The organism is Acidovorax sp. AC410 (assembly GCF_979253235.1).
Genome location: NZ_CEEDCG010000001.1, coordinates 4,176,151 through 4,196,544, shown reverse-complemented (window position 1 = coordinate 4,196,544; position 20,394 = coordinate 4,176,151). Strand labels below are relative to the sequence as shown.

The 20,394-nt window shown below is 63.6% G+C and carries 20 protein-coding genes and 2 tRNA genes; 14 read left to right on the top strand and 8 right to left on the bottom strand.

What is annotated here, in order from left to right:
* The first annotated feature begins 19 nt into the window (after positions 1–19).
* Positions 20–376 carry a hypothetical protein gene (locus AC0IZS_RS19480; RefSeq protein ID WP_471637117.1) on the top strand — a complete coding sequence of 119 codons (357 nt, stop codon included), beginning with the start codon at positions 20–22 and terminating at the stop codon, positions 374–376.
* 18 nt (positions 377–394) lie between these two features.
* Here AC0IZS_RS19480 and AC0IZS_RS19475 read toward each other — a convergent pair whose 3' ends face one another.
* A complete protein-coding gene (locus AC0IZS_RS19475) occupies positions 395–1,219 on the bottom strand; it encodes an inositol monophosphatase family protein (RefSeq protein WP_471637116.1) in 825 nt (274 codons plus the stop codon).
* 560 nt (positions 1,220–1,779) lie between these two features.
* On the opposite strand from AC0IZS_RS19475, the gene AC0IZS_RS19470 reads away from it, so the two are divergent.
* Positions 1,780–2,073: a hypothetical protein gene (locus tag AC0IZS_RS19470; RefSeq protein ID WP_471637115.1), complete on the top strand. Its 294-nt coding sequence runs from the start codon at positions 1,780–1,782 to the stop codon at positions 2,071–2,073.
* A 255-nt stretch (positions 2,074–2,328) separates the two neighbouring features.
* Here AC0IZS_RS19470 and AC0IZS_RS19465 read toward each other — a convergent pair whose 3' ends face one another.
* A complete protein-coding gene (locus AC0IZS_RS19465) occupies positions 2,329–3,585 on the bottom strand; it encodes a hypothetical protein (RefSeq protein WP_471637114.1) in 1,257 nt (418 codons plus the stop codon).
* 703 nt (positions 3,586–4,288) lie between these two features.
* Between AC0IZS_RS19465 and AC0IZS_RS19460 the strand changes: the two genes are divergently transcribed.
* Both AC0IZS_RS19460 and AC0IZS_RS19455 read left to right on the top strand, forming a co-directional pair.
* A complete protein-coding gene (locus tag AC0IZS_RS19460; protein ID WP_471637113.1) occupies positions 4,289–5,083 on the top strand; it encodes a HEPN domain-containing protein in 795 nt (264 codons plus the stop codon).
* 109 nt (positions 5,084–5,192) lie between these two features.
* Positions 5,193–5,390 carry a hypothetical protein gene (locus tag AC0IZS_RS19455; RefSeq protein WP_471637112.1) on the top strand — a complete coding sequence of 66 codons (198 nt, stop codon included), beginning with the start codon at positions 5,193–5,195 and terminating at the stop codon, positions 5,388–5,390.
* On the opposite strand, the gene AC0IZS_RS19450 is transcribed toward AC0IZS_RS19455, so the two are convergent.
* Positions 5,387–5,734: a KTSC domain-containing protein gene (locus tag AC0IZS_RS19450; RefSeq protein ID WP_471637111.1), complete on the bottom strand. Its 348-nt coding sequence runs from the start codon at positions 5,732–5,734 to the stop codon at positions 5,387–5,389. The two genes, AC0IZS_RS19455 and AC0IZS_RS19450, sit on opposite strands and share 4 nt — an antisense overlap.
* Positions 5,735–6,045: 311 nt before the next feature.
* On the opposite strand from AC0IZS_RS19450, the gene AC0IZS_RS19445 reads away from it, so the two are divergent.
* The 3 genes from AC0IZS_RS19445 to AC0IZS_RS19435 all read left to right on the top strand — a co-directional run bounded on the left by AC0IZS_RS19445 (position 6,046) and on the right by AC0IZS_RS19435 (position 9,370).
* The gene (locus AC0IZS_RS19445) at positions 6,046–7,599 is read left to right on the top strand and encodes a fumarate hydratase (protein WP_471637110.1); all 1,554 of its coding nucleotides are present in this window, start codon (positions 6,046–6,048) and stop codon (positions 7,597–7,599) included.
* A 191-nt stretch (positions 7,600–7,790) separates the two neighbouring features.
* Positions 7,791–8,672 carry a glutamate racemase gene (gene murI, locus AC0IZS_RS19440; protein WP_471637109.1) on the top strand — a complete coding sequence of 294 codons (882 nt, stop codon included), beginning with the start codon at positions 7,791–7,793 and terminating at the stop codon, positions 8,670–8,672.
* Positions 8,673–8,713: 41 nt separating this feature from the next.
* Entirely contained in the window at positions 8,714–9,370 is a 657-nt protein-coding gene (locus AC0IZS_RS19435) for a TonB family protein (protein WP_471637108.1), read from the top strand.
* Between the two features lie 51 nt (positions 9,371–9,421).
* Here the strand turns inward: AC0IZS_RS19435 and AC0IZS_RS19430 are convergent, their stop codons facing one another.
* Positions 9,422–9,961 (bottom strand): M48 metallopeptidase family protein, encoded by a 540-nt coding sequence (locus AC0IZS_RS19430; RefSeq protein WP_471637107.1) that lies wholly within the window; start codon positions 9,959–9,961, stop codon positions 9,422–9,424.
* Positions 9,962–10,020: 59 nt separating this feature from the next.
* Positions 10,021–10,665, bottom strand: a complete 645-nt coding sequence (locus tag AC0IZS_RS19425; protein ID WP_471637106.1) for a DUF6806 family protein — start codon at positions 10,663–10,665, stop codon at positions 10,021–10,023.
* Between the two features lie 265 nt (positions 10,666–10,930).
* Between AC0IZS_RS19425 and AC0IZS_RS19420 the strand changes: the two genes are divergently transcribed.
* On the top strand, positions 10,931–11,317 hold the full coding sequence (locus AC0IZS_RS19420; protein WP_471637105.1) for a hypothetical protein: 387 nt from the start codon (positions 10,931–10,933) through the stop codon (positions 11,315–11,317).
* 101 nt (positions 11,318–11,418) lie between these two features.
* Here AC0IZS_RS19420 and AC0IZS_RS19415 read toward each other — a convergent pair.
* From AC0IZS_RS19415 to AC0IZS_RS19405, 3 genes are all read right to left on the bottom strand, one after another.
* Positions 11,419–11,511: transfer RNA gene (locus tag AC0IZS_RS19415), tRNA-Leu, on the bottom strand.
* 166 nt (positions 11,512–11,677) lie between these two features.
* Positions 11,678–11,753, bottom strand: a tRNA-Gly gene (locus tag AC0IZS_RS19410).
* A gap of 369 nt (positions 11,754–12,122) precedes the next feature.
* The gene (locus AC0IZS_RS19405) at positions 12,123–14,132 is read right to left on the bottom strand and encodes a helix-turn-helix domain-containing protein (RefSeq protein ID WP_471637104.1); all 2,010 of its coding nucleotides are present in this window, start codon (positions 14,130–14,132) and stop codon (positions 12,123–12,125) included.
* 307 nt (positions 14,133–14,439) lie between these two features.
* On the opposite strand from AC0IZS_RS19405, the gene AC0IZS_RS19400 reads away from it, so the two are divergent.
* From AC0IZS_RS19400 to AC0IZS_RS19375, 6 genes are all read left to right on the top strand, one after another.
* Positions 14,440–15,231, top strand: coding sequence for an SDR family oxidoreductase (locus AC0IZS_RS19400; protein ID WP_471637103.1), 792 nt, complete (start codon positions 14,440–14,442; stop codon positions 15,229–15,231).
* Positions 15,232–15,275: 44 nt separating this feature from the next.
* Complete coding sequence (locus AC0IZS_RS19395) at positions 15,276–16,526, top strand: branched-chain amino acid ABC transporter substrate-binding protein (protein ID WP_471637102.1); 1,251 nt, start codon at positions 15,276–15,278, stop codon at positions 16,524–16,526.
* Between the two features lie 123 nt (positions 16,527–16,649).
* Positions 16,650–17,591, top strand: coding sequence for a branched-chain amino acid ABC transporter permease (locus tag AC0IZS_RS19390; protein WP_471637101.1), 942 nt, complete (start codon positions 16,650–16,652; stop codon positions 17,589–17,591).
* 4 nt (positions 17,592–17,595) lie between these two features.
* On the top strand, positions 17,596–18,918 hold the full coding sequence (locus AC0IZS_RS19385; protein WP_471637100.1) for a branched-chain amino acid ABC transporter permease: 1,323 nt from the start codon (positions 17,596–17,598) through the stop codon (positions 18,916–18,918).
* Entirely contained in the window at positions 18,915–19,670 is a 756-nt protein-coding gene (locus AC0IZS_RS19380) for an ABC transporter ATP-binding protein (protein ID WP_471637099.1), read from the top strand. The genes AC0IZS_RS19385 and AC0IZS_RS19380 overlap by 4 nt, the downstream gene beginning before the upstream one ends.
* Positions 19,667–20,386 carry an ABC transporter ATP-binding protein gene (locus AC0IZS_RS19375; RefSeq protein ID WP_471637098.1) on the top strand — a complete coding sequence of 240 codons (720 nt, stop codon included), beginning with the start codon at positions 19,667–19,669 and terminating at the stop codon, positions 20,384–20,386. Before AC0IZS_RS19380 ends, AC0IZS_RS19375 begins: the two co-directional genes overlap by 4 nt.
* Positions 20,387–20,394: the final 8 nt, after the last annotated feature.

Below are 20,394 nucleotides of genomic sequence, written 5' to 3'. Positions count from 1 at the left end.
AGCCAGATCGGAGACTTCCATGGCCAACAGCAGCCTGCTCGGCATCGATGCCGACAACCTCCCGCCCACCCACAGCGCCACCGGCAACGACAGCATGGGCCCCAGCGATGCGTCCGACTCGGGCAGCGACAGCGCTGGCGTCTACAGCGCCGACCCCGAGATGGACACCGACCGCTACGGCACCGGGGAGCGCGCCAGCGTCGAGCCCGGCCTGCACCGCGAAGCGCGCGACATCCTGCCCGACCACATGGAATCCCTCGCGTCCGACAACGACACTGATGGTGACCTGCCCGCAGAGCCCCTGGTGGATGTCGATGCCGACATGTACCCCGAAGAAGACAGCGAAGAGCCCGGTACCGAGGACGAGCCCGCCTGATCCCGCCCCGCCAGGAGGCTATGCCAGCAAGGCCGCGCGAAGGTCGTCGAAGCTGCGCTGGTCGGGCGCGCAGACCAGCCCGCCGGTCGTGTGGGATGCCAGGTAGCCGCGGCCATCGAAGTGGCCCGAATACCCGCCCGCCTCGCGGTGCAGCAACCAGCCGGCGGCATGGTCCCAGGGCATGAGCCGGTTGTAGAACAGGGCGTGCACATGGCCGGCGGCTGCCAGGCGGTACTCGTGCGCCGCGCAGCGAAACCAGGTGCTCATGCCCAGGCGCGACAGCCGGGAATTCACTTGGGTGCGCAGCGGCTCCGGCAAAAAGTTGGTGCCCACCACGCATTCCATCTCGCCCACCGGCACCGGCGGCGCCACCTGCAGCACCGCGCGCTCGCCAGCGGCCGACTCCATCCACGCGCCACCGCCCTTGATGGCAAAGGCCGTGTCCGCGCGCACGGGGTCGTGGATGGCGGCAGCGACCACCTCGCCCGCCACCGTCACGGCCGCCATCACGCCGAACAGCGGCAGGCCCGAGGCGAAGTTCTTCGTGCCGTCCAGCGGGTCGATGATGAAGGCCAGGTCGGCCGTGGCGATGGTGGCGAGCAGCGAAGGATCACGCCCGGCGGATTCCTCGCCGATGAAGGCCGCGCCTGCATGCCGTGCCCTCAGCGCGGACAGGATGGCGGCCTCGGCGGCTTCATCGGCATCCGTCACGATGTCGAAGGCCGAAGTCTTCTGCCGGCGGTCCACCGCAGACAGGCGCGCGAAGCGGGGCATGATTTCTGCGCGCGCGGCCTCGGCCAGCACGCTGCCCAGAAACGCGAGTTCGGTGGCGGGGAAGTTCATGGCCGGTAGTGTGACTGGGAATCGGCCGGCACTACAGGACGGTCATGAATTCGCGGTGATGTGAATGCATTTTGGGTTGCGCGGAATAAATATCGCACATGCGGCTTGGCAAGCGGCCAGCGCGGCCAGCGCGGCCAGCGCGGCCAATTTACCAATTTCCAAGAAATTTCCTTAAAAGAAGTTAATATGTGCTGGGGTTGAAAACCTTCTACCTATTTAATATTTTCTTGACTTTAAATACATGGAGCGATAAAAATCCCATACCAGGATAAATAAAAATGGCAATAGCTTTAGAAATTATCGCCACGCGCAGACACACAGAACGGTTTCCTACAAGCTACTCTCTGGCGGGCAACCCCAGGATTGGCGAATCCCCCAAAAAAGCAGCACCCTCGATCACGTAGCTTTGAAGAACGGTCAACGGCGAGGCGAGGTTGGTAGGTGGCCTGATAGTGCGCTCATCAACCTACTAGAACAAGCGGGTTGTCCACCGCTGGAGAGCGTCGTTCGCGCAGAGATGATTCTGGTGCCTTCTACAATTTCGGCCAAGGAGTCCACCTATGGCCACCAATACCTCTCGCAAACCCGCTCACCCGCCCTCGCCCCTGCAGCCTTACGTGGATGCAGGGGTACCGCCTGAGATCCTGTTGAAAGGCCACAAGGTGCAGCAAATGCCCGCTCTGCTCCGTGGCGTGGCAGCATTGATTGCAGCCTGTGGAACCGCGCTGGGCGTCGCAGCTTACACCTATGACCGGCACGTCAAGCGCCCCGCGGCTTCGGCTATGGCGACACAGCAACTGGTTCAGGCTGAAGACGCACAGAAGAGTCTTTCTGCTCCCAAACAGGCTCCATGACAAGTAGAAGGTCAGGGTTGTCGGGATACATCACAGCTGCCCGCTGATCGACCTCTTCTGCGGCCCTGGGTTAGCTGCGGCAACAACGGCAATGCTCGCATCGATTGCCAAATCTACAAAGAAATTTTCCACCTACTGGCACGGGCCGACCCCCAGACAAACGCCCGCCTGTTCGTGGTCTCCTGCGGCTTCGCCCTTGTGTTGCAAGGCTACGGGGGCACGATCTGCCGTTCAACGCCTAGCCTCGACTCTACTTCACTCTCTCCTGGCACCCTCAGAGTCTGCAATTTCTTTCGGAATAAGCCACCAGTTGCCTTTCTTCGCTGGAACAAGGCGCTCGATGGAAATACTGTTCAACTCATCTGCTGGAACGCTCGCAACATCAGGGGCTGTGGGCGCTTGAGTAAAGGATTTTAGGTGCTCAATTAGGTTCTGCTCGGCTTCGGGCGACATCCGCATCTTGGCCTCTTCGGAAGATGAAGGTGAGTGCCTGTTCCACAGGGCGACGCTCAAGTTGGAGTCATCGCCAAGCGGACGAGGTGCGAATTTGTGCAGCCCGACCTCACGCTCCATTTCCGGAGTCGCCATCAACTCGTGGTTTATTCGCGCTAGGTCACTCTTGAGATCTGGAGCCCAAACGAAGTCTTGTTGCGCAGTCAAAAACTCCGGAGCACAGAGCTTATGAAGTTTATCCCCGGAAACGAAGACATGACAAAACGGTAGATAAAAAAGGTAAGCAATGTCCACTCGGTTTGACGGACGTGCAGAGGAAATTATATTTGCAGCTAATGCAATCTGGAAAAATATCTCGACCATCAAGACGTGCGCTGCATAGGGAGCATACACCGCGAGGGATGGAAAACCGGCTTGGGACCACCGATGAACAATCTCCCCTTGCAGACTATGAGGAACATTCACAAACGAAAAAAGTAGCGCTATCTGTTGCTCCGGCTCAAAGCGGGAGTGAACAAGTGCTTTTGCAAGTCCAGCCGCATCCTTGACAGTTTTGCAGGTTTGAGGAGTGATTCCCAGCGCTCGCATCCGCCCGGCGACTTCCGGAAGATTTAACTGGGAAAGCATGGAGCGCCAATCAAAAGCGGCTTCGTGTTCGATCTGATGAAACTCCTTCTTTTGCCATCGGTTGAAGGCATCCGCCTCCGGCGAATTCTTGAAAACTACTCCGGGTTTCCCGTCCGCGCCACGGACAGGTCGCCCGCCAGCGACCGGAATTTGCCCGAGGCGAGGGGCCTGAAATCCTAGTAGATTTGAAATGCAAAGCTGCCCATGATGGATACAAGGGGCGCCAGACATGACAGGGGTCTTGTCCGCGATGACGCGAACTTCATCTTCAGGGCTACGAGTGCCGTCTCGTCGTTGTTTCGCTAGATCGGCCAGCGTCTCGACGTAAAACAATGGGCAAATCACAGCAAGAAAGAAATGATCAAACCAAACAGACTCGTCCAGTGACAGGGACTGCAGAAACGACTTGTCGAAGAGTGTTATAGGACCCACGATTCACCCCATTCATGAATTTTTCGCACTAGTGTAGAACTTTGAACTGGGAACTCAAGCGACCAGTGGCGCATCAAGTGTCGCCAAAGCTCGCCACGCTAAAAGCGTCTACACCAAATTGCAGAGCAGCGACTACATCGGAAAACTGTATTTTCCAAGCATGTGAACTCCTTCGGCCCGTTCTCACGGACGCACAGCCACGGAAGCGCGGCAACGATATGATGGTCGTGGTCGAGGGCCATGAATGAGACGAGTGCTAGTTTGACCGCTGGCCGCAGACTTGGTTGATTGCACCCTCCATGGACCTCGACAGCCAGCGTCTCGATGCAGCAGAGCCTTGCAAGGGCAGCCTTTGGGACAAAGAAGCTCAAATGCCTCGGGTAGTTAGCACGGATAGAGAATTCTTTGCACCGTCTGAAGATCTGTTGAAAAATAAACAACCATTCGGCAAATCCTGCCCTACCACGTTAGGGACCCTCTGCACAAATCCCTGCGGCCGTTGGCAGCGCGGACTCTGGCGGTCCGCTGCGTTGCTGCTCTTGCCAATAGCCCTGCTATCGGCTGCAAGAAGGCGCCTTGCGGCCCATCCCGATCCGCACTACCACCGATCCGCGAGGTTTATGCAGAGTGTCCTTAAGTACCCACGGAAGCAGTCGAACCAACTACTCTGAGGATAAATATGCCCTACCCTATGCATATTCTAGTGAACGACTTCGCGCTGAGAAGCTTTCGTGAGACTGCAGACAAAGATTACATCACTGCTCGGATGGCTTGTCGCGCGCGGCTCATACAGCCCTACAGATGGTCGGCTTTGCACTGCTTGGAAAAGTATGTAAAAGGCATCCTGCTACTCAACCGCGTGGATACGCACACCGTGCTTCCAGGAATTGAGCGAATGAGGCAACGCGGCAAATTTGAAATAAAGCTTACGAATGAGACTTTGAAGTTCATTAAAAACCTCGAAGAAAGCGGAGCAGACGATCGGTATTACCTCCTCTCATATGATATTGAGCCGCTTGACATTGCTCAATTTGATCGTGCAGTTTGGGAAATTCGAATGTACTGCCGTCCATTGGACTACGATATCAATGGAGAAGACGGAAAATCAGAGAACATGCTGGCTCATGAGCTGGATACCATTCGAATAGCAAGAGAGAATTACAAAAAAGGATCGCGCATTCAGGCAGGTGTCTTGGAAAAAATCTTGGAGAAAAAGGATCACCCAGCGCGTGAAGCCCTGATTTGGAACAACCTGTTCTTCGGTCCGTCTCGGCGAAAGAGCGTGAAGATGCGGCTGGACTGGGAAGCAGGCAATTCGGCATTCTTTCTGAATCCCCAGATCATCGATGAGGTGGTCAAGTACGTAACCGTCCCAAAAGAACTTGTGGAGGGAGTGCGCCAACTCGCGAAGCAAAGGGCGAACGAGAAGTCCAAAGCAGAACGGAACGCAAAGAAGGCGGCCAAGCTTGCAGCCAAGCAGTCGGGTGATGCAATTTGAAGGGCGAGCCTATTCAGGCTCGCTGTGCTAGTGGAGTCGATGTGAGTTCGGCGCTGCGCTGGCCCTCAAAGCCCACTACGAACGCAAGCAAGGAGAGCTGGCGTTCAGGATGGCCGAGCACGACCACAACGCTGCCACCAATGCGCTGACGAACGCTAAGGAGCAGCTAGCCAGCTTGCGCGAGCAAGAAGCGTTCATCAAGCGTGTGCTCACTAAGGACGAGCAGGCGGAGTTGCTGTTGAAACGCTCACAAACTCATGAAAAAAATGTGGCGCTGCTCCCCCTCTCCCGCATGCGCTCCGCCTAGCCTTTGTACTTCTTGGGGACCGGATTGGTGCGACAGCCGAACGGACCGTCAGATCCGCTTCCGCGAATGCGCGTCTCAAAGAACTGCCGCTTGGAGCTGGCGCTCTGCAGGTTCTGTACAGTCGTGGCGTCGATGGAGCAGTACTGGTAGTAGGTGCCCTTCAACTGGATGAGCATGTAGCGCTCCGCCTTGTCGTAGCAGATACGCTTCACATCACTACCCTCGTTCACCGCTGAGCAAGCAAAGGCGTCCAGTGCAACGGCCCCGTTGTACTTGACCTGCACCGTTTCCGCACGGGCACTGATGGCAACGACCAGAAGCGCCGAAAGAATGAAGAATTTCAAAGCCTGCCCTCCGTTTTGTTGTGGACGACAGGCATCCTAACCACCTTGTTTGCGGATGCCTCCTGGTTTTTGCCACAGCCGAATGGGTCCCACAATCGGAAGGTTGTCAATGCACCCGCCCCCTTACTCCGCTGCAGCCATTGATGTGGCACGCGGACAGTCATGAACTGCAAATTTTCCACAAGCCCAGGGGTACGAAAAGACACGTACCAGGTAGCAAACGCCCCAGTGGGATAATTACGCCCGGCGCCGTCCCAGGCGGCAGCCAGCGTGCACAGACACGCACCCGTTCCGCCCACGACAGAAACACGATGACCACCACGATCAAGTACGACGATCTCGTCGAGTCCGTTGCTGCTGCGCTGCAGTACATCTCCTACTACCACCCCAGCGACTACATCGCCCACCTGGCGCGCGCCTACGAGCGCGAGCAGAGCGCCGCGGCCAAGGACGCCATCGCCCAGATCCTGACCAACAGCAAGATGAGCGCCACCGGCCAGCGCCCCATCTGCCAGGACACCGGCATCGTCAACGTGTTTTTGAAGGTGGGCATGGACGTGCGCTGGGAGGGTTTCCCCGGCGGCCTGGAAGACGCCATCAACGAAGGCGTGCGCCGCGGCTACAACCACCCCGACAACACCCTGCGCGCCAGCGTGGTGGCCGACCCCGAGTTCGACCGCAAGAACACAAAGGACAACACGCCTGCGGTGATCTTCGCCCAGATCGTGCCCGGTAGCGGCCTGGACATCACCGTCGCGGCCAAGGGCGGCGGCAGCGAGAACAAGAGCAAGATGATCATGCTCAACCCCGGCGACAGCGTCATCGACTGGGTGCTCAAGACCGTTCCCACCATGGGCGCCGGCTGGTGCCCACCGGGCATGCTCGGCATCGGCATCGGCGGCACGGCCGAGAAGGCAGTGCTGCTGGCCAAGGAAAGCCTGATGGACGACCTCGACATGTACGAGCTGCAGGCCAAGTCCTCGCGCGGCGACAAGCTCGACAAGGTCGAGGAGATGCGCCTGGAGCTCTACCACAAGGTCAACGCCCTGGGTATCGGCGCGCAGGGCCTGGGCGGGCTGACCACGGTGCTGGACGTGAAGATCAAGATGTACCCCACCCACGCGGCCAGCAAGCCCGTGGCCATGATCCCCAACTGCGCGGCCACGCGCCATGCGCACTTCGTGATGGATGGCTCGGGCCCGGTGTACATGACCCCGCCCTCGCTGGACCTGTGGCCCAACGTAAACTGGGCACCGGACTACAACAAGAGCAAGAAGGTCAACCTCGACACCCTGACCAAGGAAGAAGTGGCCAGCTGGAAGCCCGGCGACACGCTTCTGCTCAACGGCAAGATGCTCACCGGCCGCGACGCCGCGCACAAGCGCATCAAGGACATGCTGGCCCGGGGCGAGAAGCTGCCCGTGGACTTCACCAACCGCGTGATCTACTACGTGGGCCCGGTGGACCCCCTGCGTGACGAGGCCGTGGGCCCGGCCGGCCCGACCACCGCCACGCGCATGGACGGCTTTACCGAGATGATGCTGGCCGAGACCGGCCTGATCGCCATGATCGGCAAGTCCGAGCGCGGGCCGGTGGCCATCGAGGCGATCAAGAAGCACCAGAGTGCCTACCTGATGGCCGTGGGTGGTGCAGCCTACCTGGTGAGCAAGGCCATCAAGACCGCCAAGGTGCTGGGCTTTGCCGACCTGGGGATGGAAGCGATCTACGAGTTCGACGTGGTGGACATGCCGGTGACGGTGGCGGTGGATGCGGGGGGCACGAGCGCGCACATCACCGGGCCGGCGGAGTGGCAAAAGCGGATTGCCACCGGCGAGTTCCGGGGTATCGAGGTAGCAGCGGCCTGACCGGCTGACGGCGCCGGCTGAAGAGCCCGGCCAAGACCACGATCCCCCGGCAGTGCACCAGGCACGGCCGGGGGATTTTTCTTGGTTCCCAACAACAGGTATTCATACCCGCACCGTGCGCGGCAGGCGTGGTGGAGTTACATTGCTCGGCACGCTTTTCTTTTCCACCGCCCGCCCCGTCCCTTCCCGCAATGACCTCCCCGAATTCACAGCCCATCGGCGTCTTTGACAGCGGCGTGGGCGGCCTCAGCGTGCTGCGGGCCTTGCGCGCCGAGCTGCCGCACGAGCGCTTTGTCTACCTGGCCGACAGCGCGCATGCGCCCTACGGCGAGCGCGGCGATGCCTATGTGGGCGCGCGCACGCATGCCATCACGCGCCACCTGCTGGAGCAGCATGGCATCAAGGCGCTGGTGGTGGCCTGCAACACGGCCACGGCGGCCGCCATCCACGAGGTGCGCAGCCGCTACCCGGTGCTGCCGCTGGTGGGGCTGGAGCCGGCCATCAAGCCCGCGCTGGCCGCCACCCGCACCGGGCGCGTCGGGGTGATCGGCACGCGCGGCACCTTGACCAGCGCCAAATTCGGCAAGCTCCTGGCCAGCTTGCAGGGCCAGGCCGAGTTCGTGGTGCAGCCCTGCGATGGCCTGGCCCATGCCATCGAACGCAGCGTGGACCGGCCCGTGCCCGCCAGCCCCCAAGGCACCGAGACCTGGGAACTGTGCGAACGCTATATCGACGCGATGGGCCCTTTTGGCACCTGCGCCGGTGCCATCGACACCCTGGTGCTGGGCTGCACCCACTACATCTTTGCCGAGCGCGACCTGCGCACGCTGGTGGGCCCCGAGGTGCGCTTCATCGAGACCGGCGAGCCTGTGGCGCGCCAGACGCGGCGCTTGCTCGAAGAGGCAGGCCTTCTCGCCGGCGCATCGGCCGACGAAGCGCCGGGTGTGCTGCTGCTGACCACCGGTGGCCTGCCCCAGCTGCAGGCGGCTGCCCGGCGCTGGCTGGAGCTGCCTGCGGCATCGTGCCAGACGGTGGCGATCGCCTCGCAGGCCACGGAACACAGCGCGGCCTGACCGGGCTGCACGCCCATTTGCGATTGGACACGACGAAAAGCATGCGAATTCGACAGCACCTCCTGGCCCTCGCGTCAGTGCTGGTGGCCGCTTGCGCTGCGGCGCAGACGGCCCCTTTGCCCACGCCCGCTGCACCACCGCCCCCAGGCCAGAGCGAACAACTCGCCGACCTGGAAAAGGCCCAGCGCGAGCTGATCCGGGAACTCAAGCGCCAGCTCGCAGAAATGCCGGAGACCGTGCGCAAGCAACGGCTGCGTGCCCGCATTGCAGAGATCGAAAGCCGCGCCAATCCGCCCCGGGACCTGTACATATCGCCCGGCGCGAAGATGAGCGCGCCCATGAAGACCTACTATGCGCGCATGAAGCGGCGCATCGAAGACTGCGGCACCCGCCATTTTCCGAGCAAGGACGGGAAGCGGCTCTACGGCCAGGGCGTGGTGGGCGTCACCCTGGCCAACGACGGCGCGGTGATCCAGGCCGATGTGCTGCAGTCATCGCAAGACCCCGCGCTGGACGGGCACATGCTCAAGGTCGTGCAGGCCTCGGCCCCCTTCGGCACGCCCCCTGCCAAGCCCATGGCCGATGGTTCGCAGCGCTACCGCCGGCTGGTGGTGATCACCGGCTTCGACTTCAACCGCGACAGCAACACACCGGCGCCCGAACCGGTACCGGCCCCGGAACGCTGCAAGTGGGAATGAGCTGACGGCGCTGGCTCCCGCCGTGGCAGGTGAGGCCCGGCGAGCGGCCCGTCAGCCCGGCTCGCTGCCGCCCCACAACCGCTCGCCCGAGTGCTCCACATGCGTGAGGTACAGGCGCAGGTCGAACTCGTACTGGTGGTACTGCGGCTCCATGTGCTGGCACAGCTGGTAGAAGGCCTTGCCATGGTCCTTCTCGCGCAGGTGCGCCAGTTCATGCACGACGATCATGCGCAGGAACTCGTCGGGCCCCTGCTTGAACATCGCGGCGATGCGGATTTCATGTTTGGTGGCCAGCCGGTTGCCCTGCACGCGTGACACGGTGGTGTGCAGGCCCAGGGCATGCCGCACCACATGGATCTTGTTGTCGAACAGCACCTTGTTGATGGTGCCCGCATTGCGCAGATGGCGCGACTTCAACTCCTGCGCATAGTCATACAGCGCCTTGTCGCTGCGCACGGCATGGGCTTCGGGGTACTTGCGCAGCAACGCAGCACCCAGGCGGCCCTGGGCGAGCAGGTCACGGGCCTGCTGCTGCAGGGGCGCAGGGTAGGACTGCAGGTAGGGCAGCAGTACAGGGGCGGTCGTCGTCATGGCGCCAGATTTCCCGCAGCCCCGGAGGGCCCGTGGATGCAGGGGAGCTGCAGGTTCGATCAGTGCAGGTGGCGCGGACGGCGGCCACCGCCCCCATGGCCGCTGCCGCCCGAACCACCACCGCCACCGGGGCCGCGCGGGGGTTTGCCGATCTCCAGCGAGTTCACCAGGGCGTCGAAACGCTGGCTGAACAGCTTGTCGATCTCGGCCACCACGCCGCCGAGTTCGGCGCCATCGAAATGGCGTTCCATCATGTTCACCACGTCCTGCACCAGCAGGTCGCGCTGCACCTGCATGATGGCCGCGGGCGTGGGGCCCACGAAGAGCATCAGGAAGTCGTCGCGCGACTCGGCACCCTCTTCGCCATCGTCTTCCTCATCGAAGTCGGCGTCGTAGAACGTGACCTCGATGGCGGCGCCCAGTTCGGACAGCTCGTTGAGGCTCATGCACATCTCATCGAGCGACTGGCGGAAATCCTCGTCGCCGCGCACGGTCCAGCACATCTGCAGCAAGTGCTCCTGGGAGTCGTACTTGATGCCGGGCTCTTCCTCGTAGGCGCTGGCAGCACCATCGGCCAGCGAACGCGCGCCAGCGTATTTCCACAAGGGCTTCAAGGCCTCCTGGATCTGTTCGAAGCTGGCATCGGCGCGCAACTGGACCTGTCCGTGGACGTGGATTTCGAAGGGTGCGTTGTAACTTGACATGATTTTTCGAATCGTAATGGTGCCCGGAACCGGGGTCGGCAAGCCTCATGCCTACTGGCTTGCCCTGGATTTTGGGGAAAATGGGGCCTTGTCTGCGTTGGCGCGTCCTTTCGGCCCCACGATAGCGCTATTTTCTCATGGCGCCAAGGGCATCAGGCGATGTGCTCAACGCAGGTGCTCTGCACAGGGTTGGCAGAAATTCGCCACGGTTCTTTGGTATCTTTCTGCGCACCATTGCCAATCACCCCATCCTCCCAGCCAACCCATGCGCACATTGCCCGCCACACTGGTATGTTTGACCCTTGCCGCCGGATGCTGCGGCGCCTTCGCTGCGGACCCGGCCAAGGCCGCCGCAGGGAAAGCCCAACCCACCCACAAGCGCCAGATCGAGCGACTTCGCAAGCTCATGATCGAGAACCTGAAAGATCCCGAAAGCGCCAGGGTGAAAGGCGAGTTCCTGAGCCTGTCCGACACCTCCGACGCGCCCCAGGTTTCGCTGTGCGGGAACGTCAATGCAAAGAACTCCTACGGCGGGTACAGCGGTTTCGAACGCTTCATGGTGAGAGAAGACGGTCGCGTGCTGTTCGAGGCCCTGGAGCCCGCCGGCACCTTTGTGTACATATGGCCTGTGTGGTGCGGCAAACCGCTGTGACGGGGAGAGGCCTTCCGGCCATCACCGACCCGATGCAAGTCCTCGATCTCAAACGATTTTCCCCATTGCAGGGAAGAACATGGAGATTGAAATACGTGTGTTGGTGCCCCGAGCCGGGGTCGAACCGGCACGCCCCTTTTCAGGAAAGCGGCGGATTTTAAGTCCGCAGTGTCTACCAATTTCACCATCGGGGCGCCGGCTGCCAGCGGGGGCGCGTACACGGTACGGACCTGCACGGCAGCGTAGCGTGGGCCGTGCGGGTGTGCAATGCCCTGTCGCATCCGGTCACAAAACGGCCCTCGCAGCCACCGCATCGCAACGCCAAGAAAAAAGGGAAGCCTAAGCTTCCCTTTTTGAATCTGGAGCGGGAAAAGAGTCTCGAACTCTCGACCTCAACCTTGGCAAGGTTGCGCTCTACCAACTGAGCTATTCCCGCATTTCGCTGTACTGCCTGTCGTTACCGTCAGACTGCATCAGCAAGACTCAAATTATAGCGCCATTTTTGGGGCTTGCAAACTTCGGTGCCAAAAAATTTGCTTCTGCCTTGCGCGGCACAGGTCGAGCGCACTGCAGATCGACCTTGAGCCGCCCAACCCACCCATGCACCACCCGGAAAAAAGCCCGTATGGAGGCGGGCTTGAACTCGTGATGGTCACGAGGGGAGGAAGCCGCTGGTGCTGCGGCGCTTCCATGCTACTACGGAACCGCAGTGCGGTGTGCAGCATCGATACTCACGGTCGTGCCGCAGGACATGCGGGCCGCCGGCATTCAGTGCGGATTTGCATTCGATCGTAGAACAACGACGTTATACGGTTGAAGGCAAATCCGCAGAAGGCACATCCCCCACGGAACGCCCACTGAGGACCCACAACCTCAGAGACACATGGATTTCCAGCGCCCGCAGCGCGTTGCCCCAATGTCCGGCCAGCCCTTCTGCGGTCGCCAGCCTCTGCCGGATGGTGTTCACATGGATGCCGAGCCGCTCGGCTGCCGCCTTGGCATTCTGGTTGCAATCAAAGTAGGCCAGCAGCGTGGCCACCAGCTCCGAGCCCCGCTTGTCGTCATAGGCGACGAGGGCACCAATGGTGCTCTTGAGATAGGCATGCAGGCTGGCCTGGTCGTGCGTCTCGAACAGCGTGGAGTACAGCGCCATCTCGTTCTGGCCGATGAGGGCCCCGCGCATGCCCACGCGCGCCATCACCGGCAGCGCACGGCGCAGCGATGCGTGGAGTGCGGGGATCTCCGAAGGCTGCGCGATGGGGCGCGAGACCACGCCGAGGAAGCCTGCCCCGAAATGCTGCCGGGCCGCGCTGTCGATGGTGCGCCGGACATCGTCTGCGCGGGTGGTGGCGCACAGCACGGTCAGCACACCGTCGACTTCATCGAAGAGGATGTGCGGCAGCACCTGCGCCGAGCGCAGCCACCGTGCCAGGTAACCGGTCTCGGGGGCGCGCGTTTCCAGCAACAGCAGGGATGTGGGCCGCGACAGGTCCACGCCGAACCGCTCGGCGCGATCGCTGAGCAGGTGCAAGTCGTCCTGGCGGGGTGACAGCAGGCTGCGCAACAGGCTGGACAGATCACGGCTTTGCGAGGCCTCGGCGCGCTCTCGCGACAGCAGCACGATGCCCACGATGCTCGCGCACCGTTCGTACGTGCGTATCGCCACGTCATCCAGCGCCGCCCCGCTGAACAGCAGCATCGTGCCGAGCACATCGTTGCCGCCAATCACCGTGATGAGCCGGCAGGTCTCGCCCAGCGCTTCGTAGGCCACCACCGAGCGACCGATGCGGCGGCTGCCCCCCAGCGCACGCGCCAGGGCGTCGCTGTGCTCTCCATGGGGCCGGTAGGCACTGGCACCCTGGCCCTGGTAGCTGTCCGCTGCGCCGCGACCGATGGTCTGTCCGACCTCGTCGAGCACCAGCACCTCCCCTTGCATGATCTGCGCGACCGACTGGCAGATGGTGGCCAGCGTGGCGCCCTTGGCCAGCAGTGTGGTCATCTGGTCATGCGCCTCGGCTGCGGCCTGCACGCTCAGGGCATGCCGCTCCAGTTGCGCATGGGCCATCTCGGCACTGCGCAGCGCCGCATGGGTCTGCTCGAACGCCATGGCATTCTTGATGGCCACCGCCGCATGCGTTGCCAGGGTGCTGAGGATGGAGATGTTGTGCGCGGTGTGCGTACGGTGGTAGCGGTCCGCCACGAAGAGCAGGCCGATGACCTCGTCCTCCCACAGCAGCGGCACGCCGACCACGGCGGCGATGCCCTCCTCCCGAAACGTCACGTCCAGTTGCGGGTCATGGGGGAAGCGGGTGTCGTGCAGGTAGTCGGCGGTGGTGAACGGCAACCGGGTCTGGACCACGACGCTCACGATGCCCAGGTCGCGCCCGGCCAGCATCTCGCCCGTTCCGCGCGACAGCGCGCCATCGGCCGTCAGCACGTGAAAGGCGTCCAGGCCCGCGTCGTAGGCCGACAGCCAGGCCACCTGCGACCCCAGGAGCCGGCGGGCCCGCGACACCACCGTGGCCAGCAGCTCGGGCAGGTCCAGGCGGCTGGAGAGGTCGCGCGCCGACTCGATGACGGCCAGCATCCCGCTCTCGCGCTGGTGCTGCAGGTCCAGGCGGTTGCGGATGGCCATCGCCATGCGCACCAGCTCCAGAAGGTCTGGCTTGCGGGCCGCGTCCTCGGCAAGCGACTCCACCCGCGCCAGGCAGGCCGCAAGCTCCTCGGAGGAGCCAGCGCGGTGCAGCAACTGGATCAGCTCTTCACCGATGCGCTCGCTCGCATCGGTCTCGACAAGGTCTGCGGCACGGGTCATGCGCGGGTTCTCCAACGGGCTGGACAAAAGCGTGTAGCGCGCACCGATCGGCGCCAGCAACCCTGGAGTGTGGGCCCTCGGCCAACCATCCGCACCGCTCTTTTGCAACCACTGCGGGTTTTTACCGAGTAGTTTTCACACACTCACCCCCAGCCATCAGTGTGCGCAGACTACATAGATATCTCCCCTGCATTCCAGGACAGTTCGGGCACCGGCAGAGCAACCTTCCGCCGCACCTCGCCAACCAGTTCGCCGGAGCCATCAGGCGCTGGACGGCAACCCCTGCAATGCAACCGCTTCTTGTCCTATGAGCATCCTGAATTCTCTGGTCCCACCACCGGGCCTGCGTGTCCTGGTGACCGCCGGCGCCAACGGCATCGGTGCCGCCGTCGCCCGCGCTTTCAGCGAAGCCGGCGCGCATGTACACATCTGCGACATCGACCGCTCGGCCATCGACCGGCTGATCGCGGACATGCCAGGCATCACCGCCAGCGTCGCCGATGCCTCGGTCGAGCGCGATGTGGACCGGGTCTTCGAGGACATGCGGGGCAGCATCGGCGGGCTGGACGTGCTGGTCAACAACGCCGGCATCGCAGGCCCCACGGGCCCCATCGAAGACATCAGCGCCAGCCAGTGGCAGCGCACGGTGGACGTGAACCTGAACAGCCAGTTCCTCTTCGCGCGGCGCGCCGTGCCGCTGCTGCGGCAGTCGGCCAACAGCCCGAGCATCGTGGCCATGGGTTCGGTGGCAGGGCGGCTGGGCTATGCCTTTCGCACGCCCTACGCCTCGACCAAGTGGGGCGTGGTGGGCCTCATGAAGTCGCTGGCCATCGAGCTCGGCCCCGCCGGGGTGCGCGTCAACGCCATCCTGCCGGGAACGGTCGAGGGCGAGCGAATGGACGGTGTGATGGCAGCCAGGGCATCGACCACCGGCGTCAGCGTGGATGCGATGCGCGAAGAGTACCTGCGCAAGATCTCGCTGCGCCGCATGGTCACGCCGCAGGACGTGGCGGCCACCGCCCTGTTCCTGAGTTCACCCGCAGCCCGCAACATCACCGGCCAGGCGATCAGCGTGGACGGCAATCTCGAGTACCTGTAAGGCACCTGCTGCCGGTACGACCCACATCAACAAAAGGAGACCGTATGAAGATGATCCACCACACCCTGGGCGCCGCTGCCATTGCCGCAGCCGGCATTGCGGCCAGCAGCGCAGCCGCCGCGCAGAACGTCAAGATCGGCGTGATCGAGACGCTCTCGGGCCCGCAGGCCGCTTCGGGCCAGATGTACCGCGCGGCGGCCCGCTATGCCGTGGACCGCATCAACGCCCAGGGCGGCTGGAACGGCCAGCCCGTCCAGCTGGTGGAATACGACAACCAGGGCGGCCCCACCGGCGCGGCCGACAAGCTCAAGACCGCGATTTCCGATGGCGTACACCTCATCGTGCAGGGCGCATCCTCTGCCGTGGGCGGGCAGCTCACCGAGGACGTGCGCAAGCACAACCTGCGCAACCCGGGCAAGGAGATCGTCTACCTGAACGTCGGGGCCGAGGCGCTCGAACTCACCGGCGAGAAGTGCCACTTTCACCATTTCCGGTTCAGCGGCAACGCCCAGGTGCGCACCAAGGCACTCGTGCAGGCGATGAAGGCAGCAGGCACCCTGGGCAGCCGCGTCTATGCGATCAACCAGAACTACTCCTGGGGCCAGGACATGGAGAAGGCCACCGTGGACAATGCGGCAGCGGGCGGCTACGAGGTGGTCGAGAAGACGCTGCACGACGTCAACCGCATCCAGGACTTTGCGCCCTATGTGGCCAAGATCGGGGCGGCCAAGGCCGACACCGTGATCACGGGCAACTGGTCCAACGACCTGCTGCTGCTCATGAAGGCCACGCGGGCTGCCGGCCTCAAGACCCGCTTTGGCACCATCTTCCTGGACCAGCCAGGCAACATCGCCAATGCGGGCGAACTGGCCATCGGCCACTTCATCGCCCACACCTTCAATGCCGAGGCCGGCGGTGCCGAGGGCGAGAAGTTCGTCAACGACTACCGCACCAAGACCGGCAGCGCGCCAGTGGCCACCGACCCGCAGACGGTGTTCGGGCTGCTGATGGTGGGCGATGCCCTGGGCCGAGTGAAGCCCGAGGGCGGCAAGTTCAACGTGAACGCCTTCGCTCGCGCACTGGAGACCACGAAGATCTCGACACCGAACGGCGAGATCAGCATGCGTGCGGACGACCACCAGGCCCTGCTGCCCCTCGTCGTGTCCACGGTCTCCAAGGAGGCCAGGTACAAGGTGGACAACACCGACATGGGCTTCAAGCCGGTCAAGCTCTTCTCGGCCCAGGAAGCGGCTACGCCGGCCCAGGCCAGCTGCAGGATGCAACGCCCCTCCTGATCGGCAAAGGAGCCCCCGTTGGGGGCTCCACCGCTGTCCCCCTTCGCCCACGAGATCCCGGCGGCGCCACGGCCCGCTGCGGGTTTCGCACGGCCGCCCTTTTCCCGCGCACCACACACTCCTATGGACACCCTCATCGTTTCGTTGCTGAACGGAACCATCTACGGCCTGCTGCTGTTCATGGTCTCTGCCGGCCTCACGCTCATCTTCGGGATGATGGGCGTGCTCAACTTCGCGCACGCATCGTTCTACATGCTGGGTGCGTACTTTGCCTACGCCCTCACCGATGTCTTCGGGTTCGCCCTGGCCTTGGTGGCCGCCACCGTGCTGGTCGGGCTGGTGGGCGTGGTGGTGGAGAAGTACTTTCTGCGCCGCGTCCACCACCACGGCCATGCACACGAGCTGCTGCTCACCTTCGGCCTGTCCTTCATCATCGCCGAGCTGATCAAGCTGTTCTTCGGCAACTTCCCGGTCAACTACCGCCTTCCCCAAGGGCTGGATTTCGCGGCCTTCTCCATCGGCACGGCCAGCTATCCCGCCTACCGGGTGTTCATGGGGCTGGTGGCGGTGGCCATGTTCGTGGTGATCTACCTGCTGCTCACGCGCACCCGCGTGGGCATCGTCGTGCGCTCGGCCATCTACCGGCCGCGCATGGCAGAGGCGCTGGGGCACAACGTGCCCCTGGTGTTCATGGGCGTGTTCGGCGTGGGCGCGGCCCTGGCCGGCCTGGCCGGTGCGGTGGCCGGCGCCTTCTACACCACCAACCCCAACATGGCCCTGGAGCTGGGCGTGATGGTCTTCGTGGTGGTGGTCGTGGGCGGCCTGGGCTCGCTCGAGGGCGCCATGCTGGCCTCGCTGCTCATCGGCGTCATCACCTCCCTCGCCGTGGCCATCGATGCCAGCCTGGCCGACCTGCTGGCGGTGTTCGGAGCCCGCGGCTGGGCCGAGGGTGTGGGCGGGCTGCTCACGCTCAAGCTCTCCAGCCTTGCTGCCACCCTGCCCTTCGCGCTGATGCTGCTCGTGCTGCTGGTGCGCCCCTCCGGTCTCCTGGGTGAAAAGGCCTGACGCCATGACCCCACGCCATCTCCTGCTTGGCAGCCTCTGCCTGGGCGCCGCCATCCTGGCGGGCCTGCCCTACCTGCTGTCCGCCGGCCTGCTCAACGCAGCCATCCAGATGCTGATCGCGGCGCTGTTCGCCTCGGCCTACAACGTGGTGTGCGGCCAGGCCGGCATGCTGTCCTTCGGCCACGCCGCCTACTTCGGCGTCGGTGCGTTCGCCACGGTCCATGCCATGAATGCCGTCGGTGGCGCCGGCATCGTCCCGACCCCGCTGCTGCCCCTGGCGGGAGCCCTGGGGGGCCTGGCGGTGGGCGTGGTCGCGGGCTGGTTCTCCACAAAGCGCACGGGCACCTACTTCGCCATGATCACCCTGGCGATCGCGGAGCTGCTGCACTCCATCGCGCCGCACATCAAGGGCGTGTTCGGCGGCGAGGCCGGCGTCTCCAGCATGCGCATGCCCTCCCTGGGGCTGGGCTTCGGCTCCACCGCCGAGGTGTACTACCTGACGCTGGCCTGGGTGCTGCTCTCCCTGCTGCTGCTGTACCTGTACACCCTCACCCCCGTGGGCCGGCTGGCCCTGGGCCTGCGCGAAAACCGCCACCGGCTGGCCTTCCTGGGCTACGACGTACACCGGCTCAGCGTGCTGGTGTTCACGGTGTCGGCCATGTTCTCGGGCATTGCGGGTGGCCTGCAGGTCATCAACAACGAAGCGGCGAACTACGTGCTGTTCGAGAGCACGCTCTCGGCGGCGGCCGTGCTCAACACCTATATCGGCGGCGTGGGCAGCTTCCTCGGGCCGGCGCTGGGAGCGGCATTGATGACCTTCTTCGGCTACGCGGTCTCCGACATGACCCAGTCCTGGCTGCTCTACCAGGGCATCGTGTTCGTGGTGGTGATGATGTTCATGCCGCAGGGCCTGGCTGGGCTGGCGAGCGGATCGGTGCTGCTGTGGCGCAGGGTCGGCCCCTTGCGGCTGGCACCCGTGCTGGCTCTCTTCGTGGCCGCGACTTTGCTGCTTGGCGGAGGTACGGCCTTCACGGTGGAGATGCTGCGCCGTGTGTTCTCGCGCGACTACCGCGCCCTGCTCGGCACGGACCCTTCAACGCCCTGGCCCGCTGTTTCGCTCTTCGGCGCGGACTGGGCGCCGCTGGCGTTGACCACCTGGCTGGTACCGCTCGCGCTGCTGGCTGCAGGAGGTGCCCTCGCGTACGCCGCAAGCAGGCAGTTGCGGTCGCTGCAGGACGAGCGCAATGACGGCGAAAGCCTCACTCCATCGCCCGCCGCCCCGGCGCCTGCGCCGTCCACCACCACCAGCACACAGGAGCCCGCATGACCGACTCCATCCTTTCCCTTCGCGGCCTCAAGAAGTCCTTTGGCCCCACCGAGATCATCCGGGGCGTGGACCTGGACCTGCGGCCCCGCGAGCGGCATGCGCTCATCGGCCCCAATGGCGCGGGCAAATCCACCCTGTTCCACCTGATCTCGGGCAACCTCGCGCCGTCCTCGGGCACGATCGTGTTCGATGGCAAGCAGATCCAGGGCAAGGCGCCCCAGGAGATCAACCGCCTGGGCCTGTCGCGCTCGTTCCAGATCACCAACATCTTTCCCAAGCTGACGGTGTTCGAGAACCTGCGCCTGGCCGTCATGCGCTCGCATGGCCTGCAGTACACGTTCTGGCGCTTCATCGACAGCGCAGTGGGCGTGCGCGAGCAGACCGAGCACCTGCTGGAGCAGGTGCGGCTGCAGGCCCGCGCCCGGATGGTGGCGGCACAGCTGTCGTACTCCGAACAGCGCTCGCTGGAGATCGCCATGACACTGGCCTCGGACCCCCAGGCCATTTTGCTGGACGAGCCCATGGCGGGCATGTCCAACGAGGAGACGGAATACACCGCCCAGTTGATCTGCGAGGTGACCCAAGGCCGCGCACTCTTCATCGTCGAGCATGACATGCAGGTGGTCTTCTCGATCAGCGACCGCATCAGCGTACTGGTCTATGGCCAGGTGATCGCCACCGGGACGCCCGACGAGATCCGGGACAACGCTGCCGTGAAGGAAGCCTACCTCGGCGAGGAGGTGCTGGCATGAGCCCGGAGGCAACGCTGCTGAGCGTGGAGCAGCTGCACGCGCACTATGGCAAGAGCCACATCCTGCATGGTGTCTCGTTCGAGGTGCGGCGCAATGAAGTGGTCAGCCTGCTGGGGCGCAACGGCTCGGGCCGCTCCACCACCATGAAGGCGCTGATGGGGCTGGTGCCACCCACCGCAGGCACCGTGTCCCTGCAAGGGCGCGAGATCACCGGCCAGCGCCCATTCACCATCTGCCGTGCGGGCCTGGGCTATGTGCCCGAGGAACGCGAAGTCTTCGGCAACCTGACCGTGGATGAGAACCTGCACATGGGCGAGCAGCCCGCCGTGCCGGGTGCCGTGCAGTGGACGGTCGCGCAGATGTTCGACTACTTCCCGCGCCTGAAGGAGCGGCGCGGCACCAAGGCCGCCAGCCTTTCGGGCGGCGAGCAGCAGATGCTGACGATCTGCCGGTCGCTGCTGGGCAATCCGCTGGTGCTGCTGGTCGACGAACCCACGGAGGGGCTGGCGCCCAAGATCGTCACCGCTGTGGGCGAGTGCATCCGCGACATGCACCGGCGCGGCGTCTCGGTCGTGCTGGTCGAACAGAAGCTGGCCATTGCCCTGAAGGTGTCCACGCGCGTGTGCGTCATGGGCCATGGCCGCATCGTCTTCGAAGGCACGCCCCAAGAGCTGTCATCCAACCAGCAGTTGCTGGCCGACTGGCTGGCCGTCTGATCCGCGCC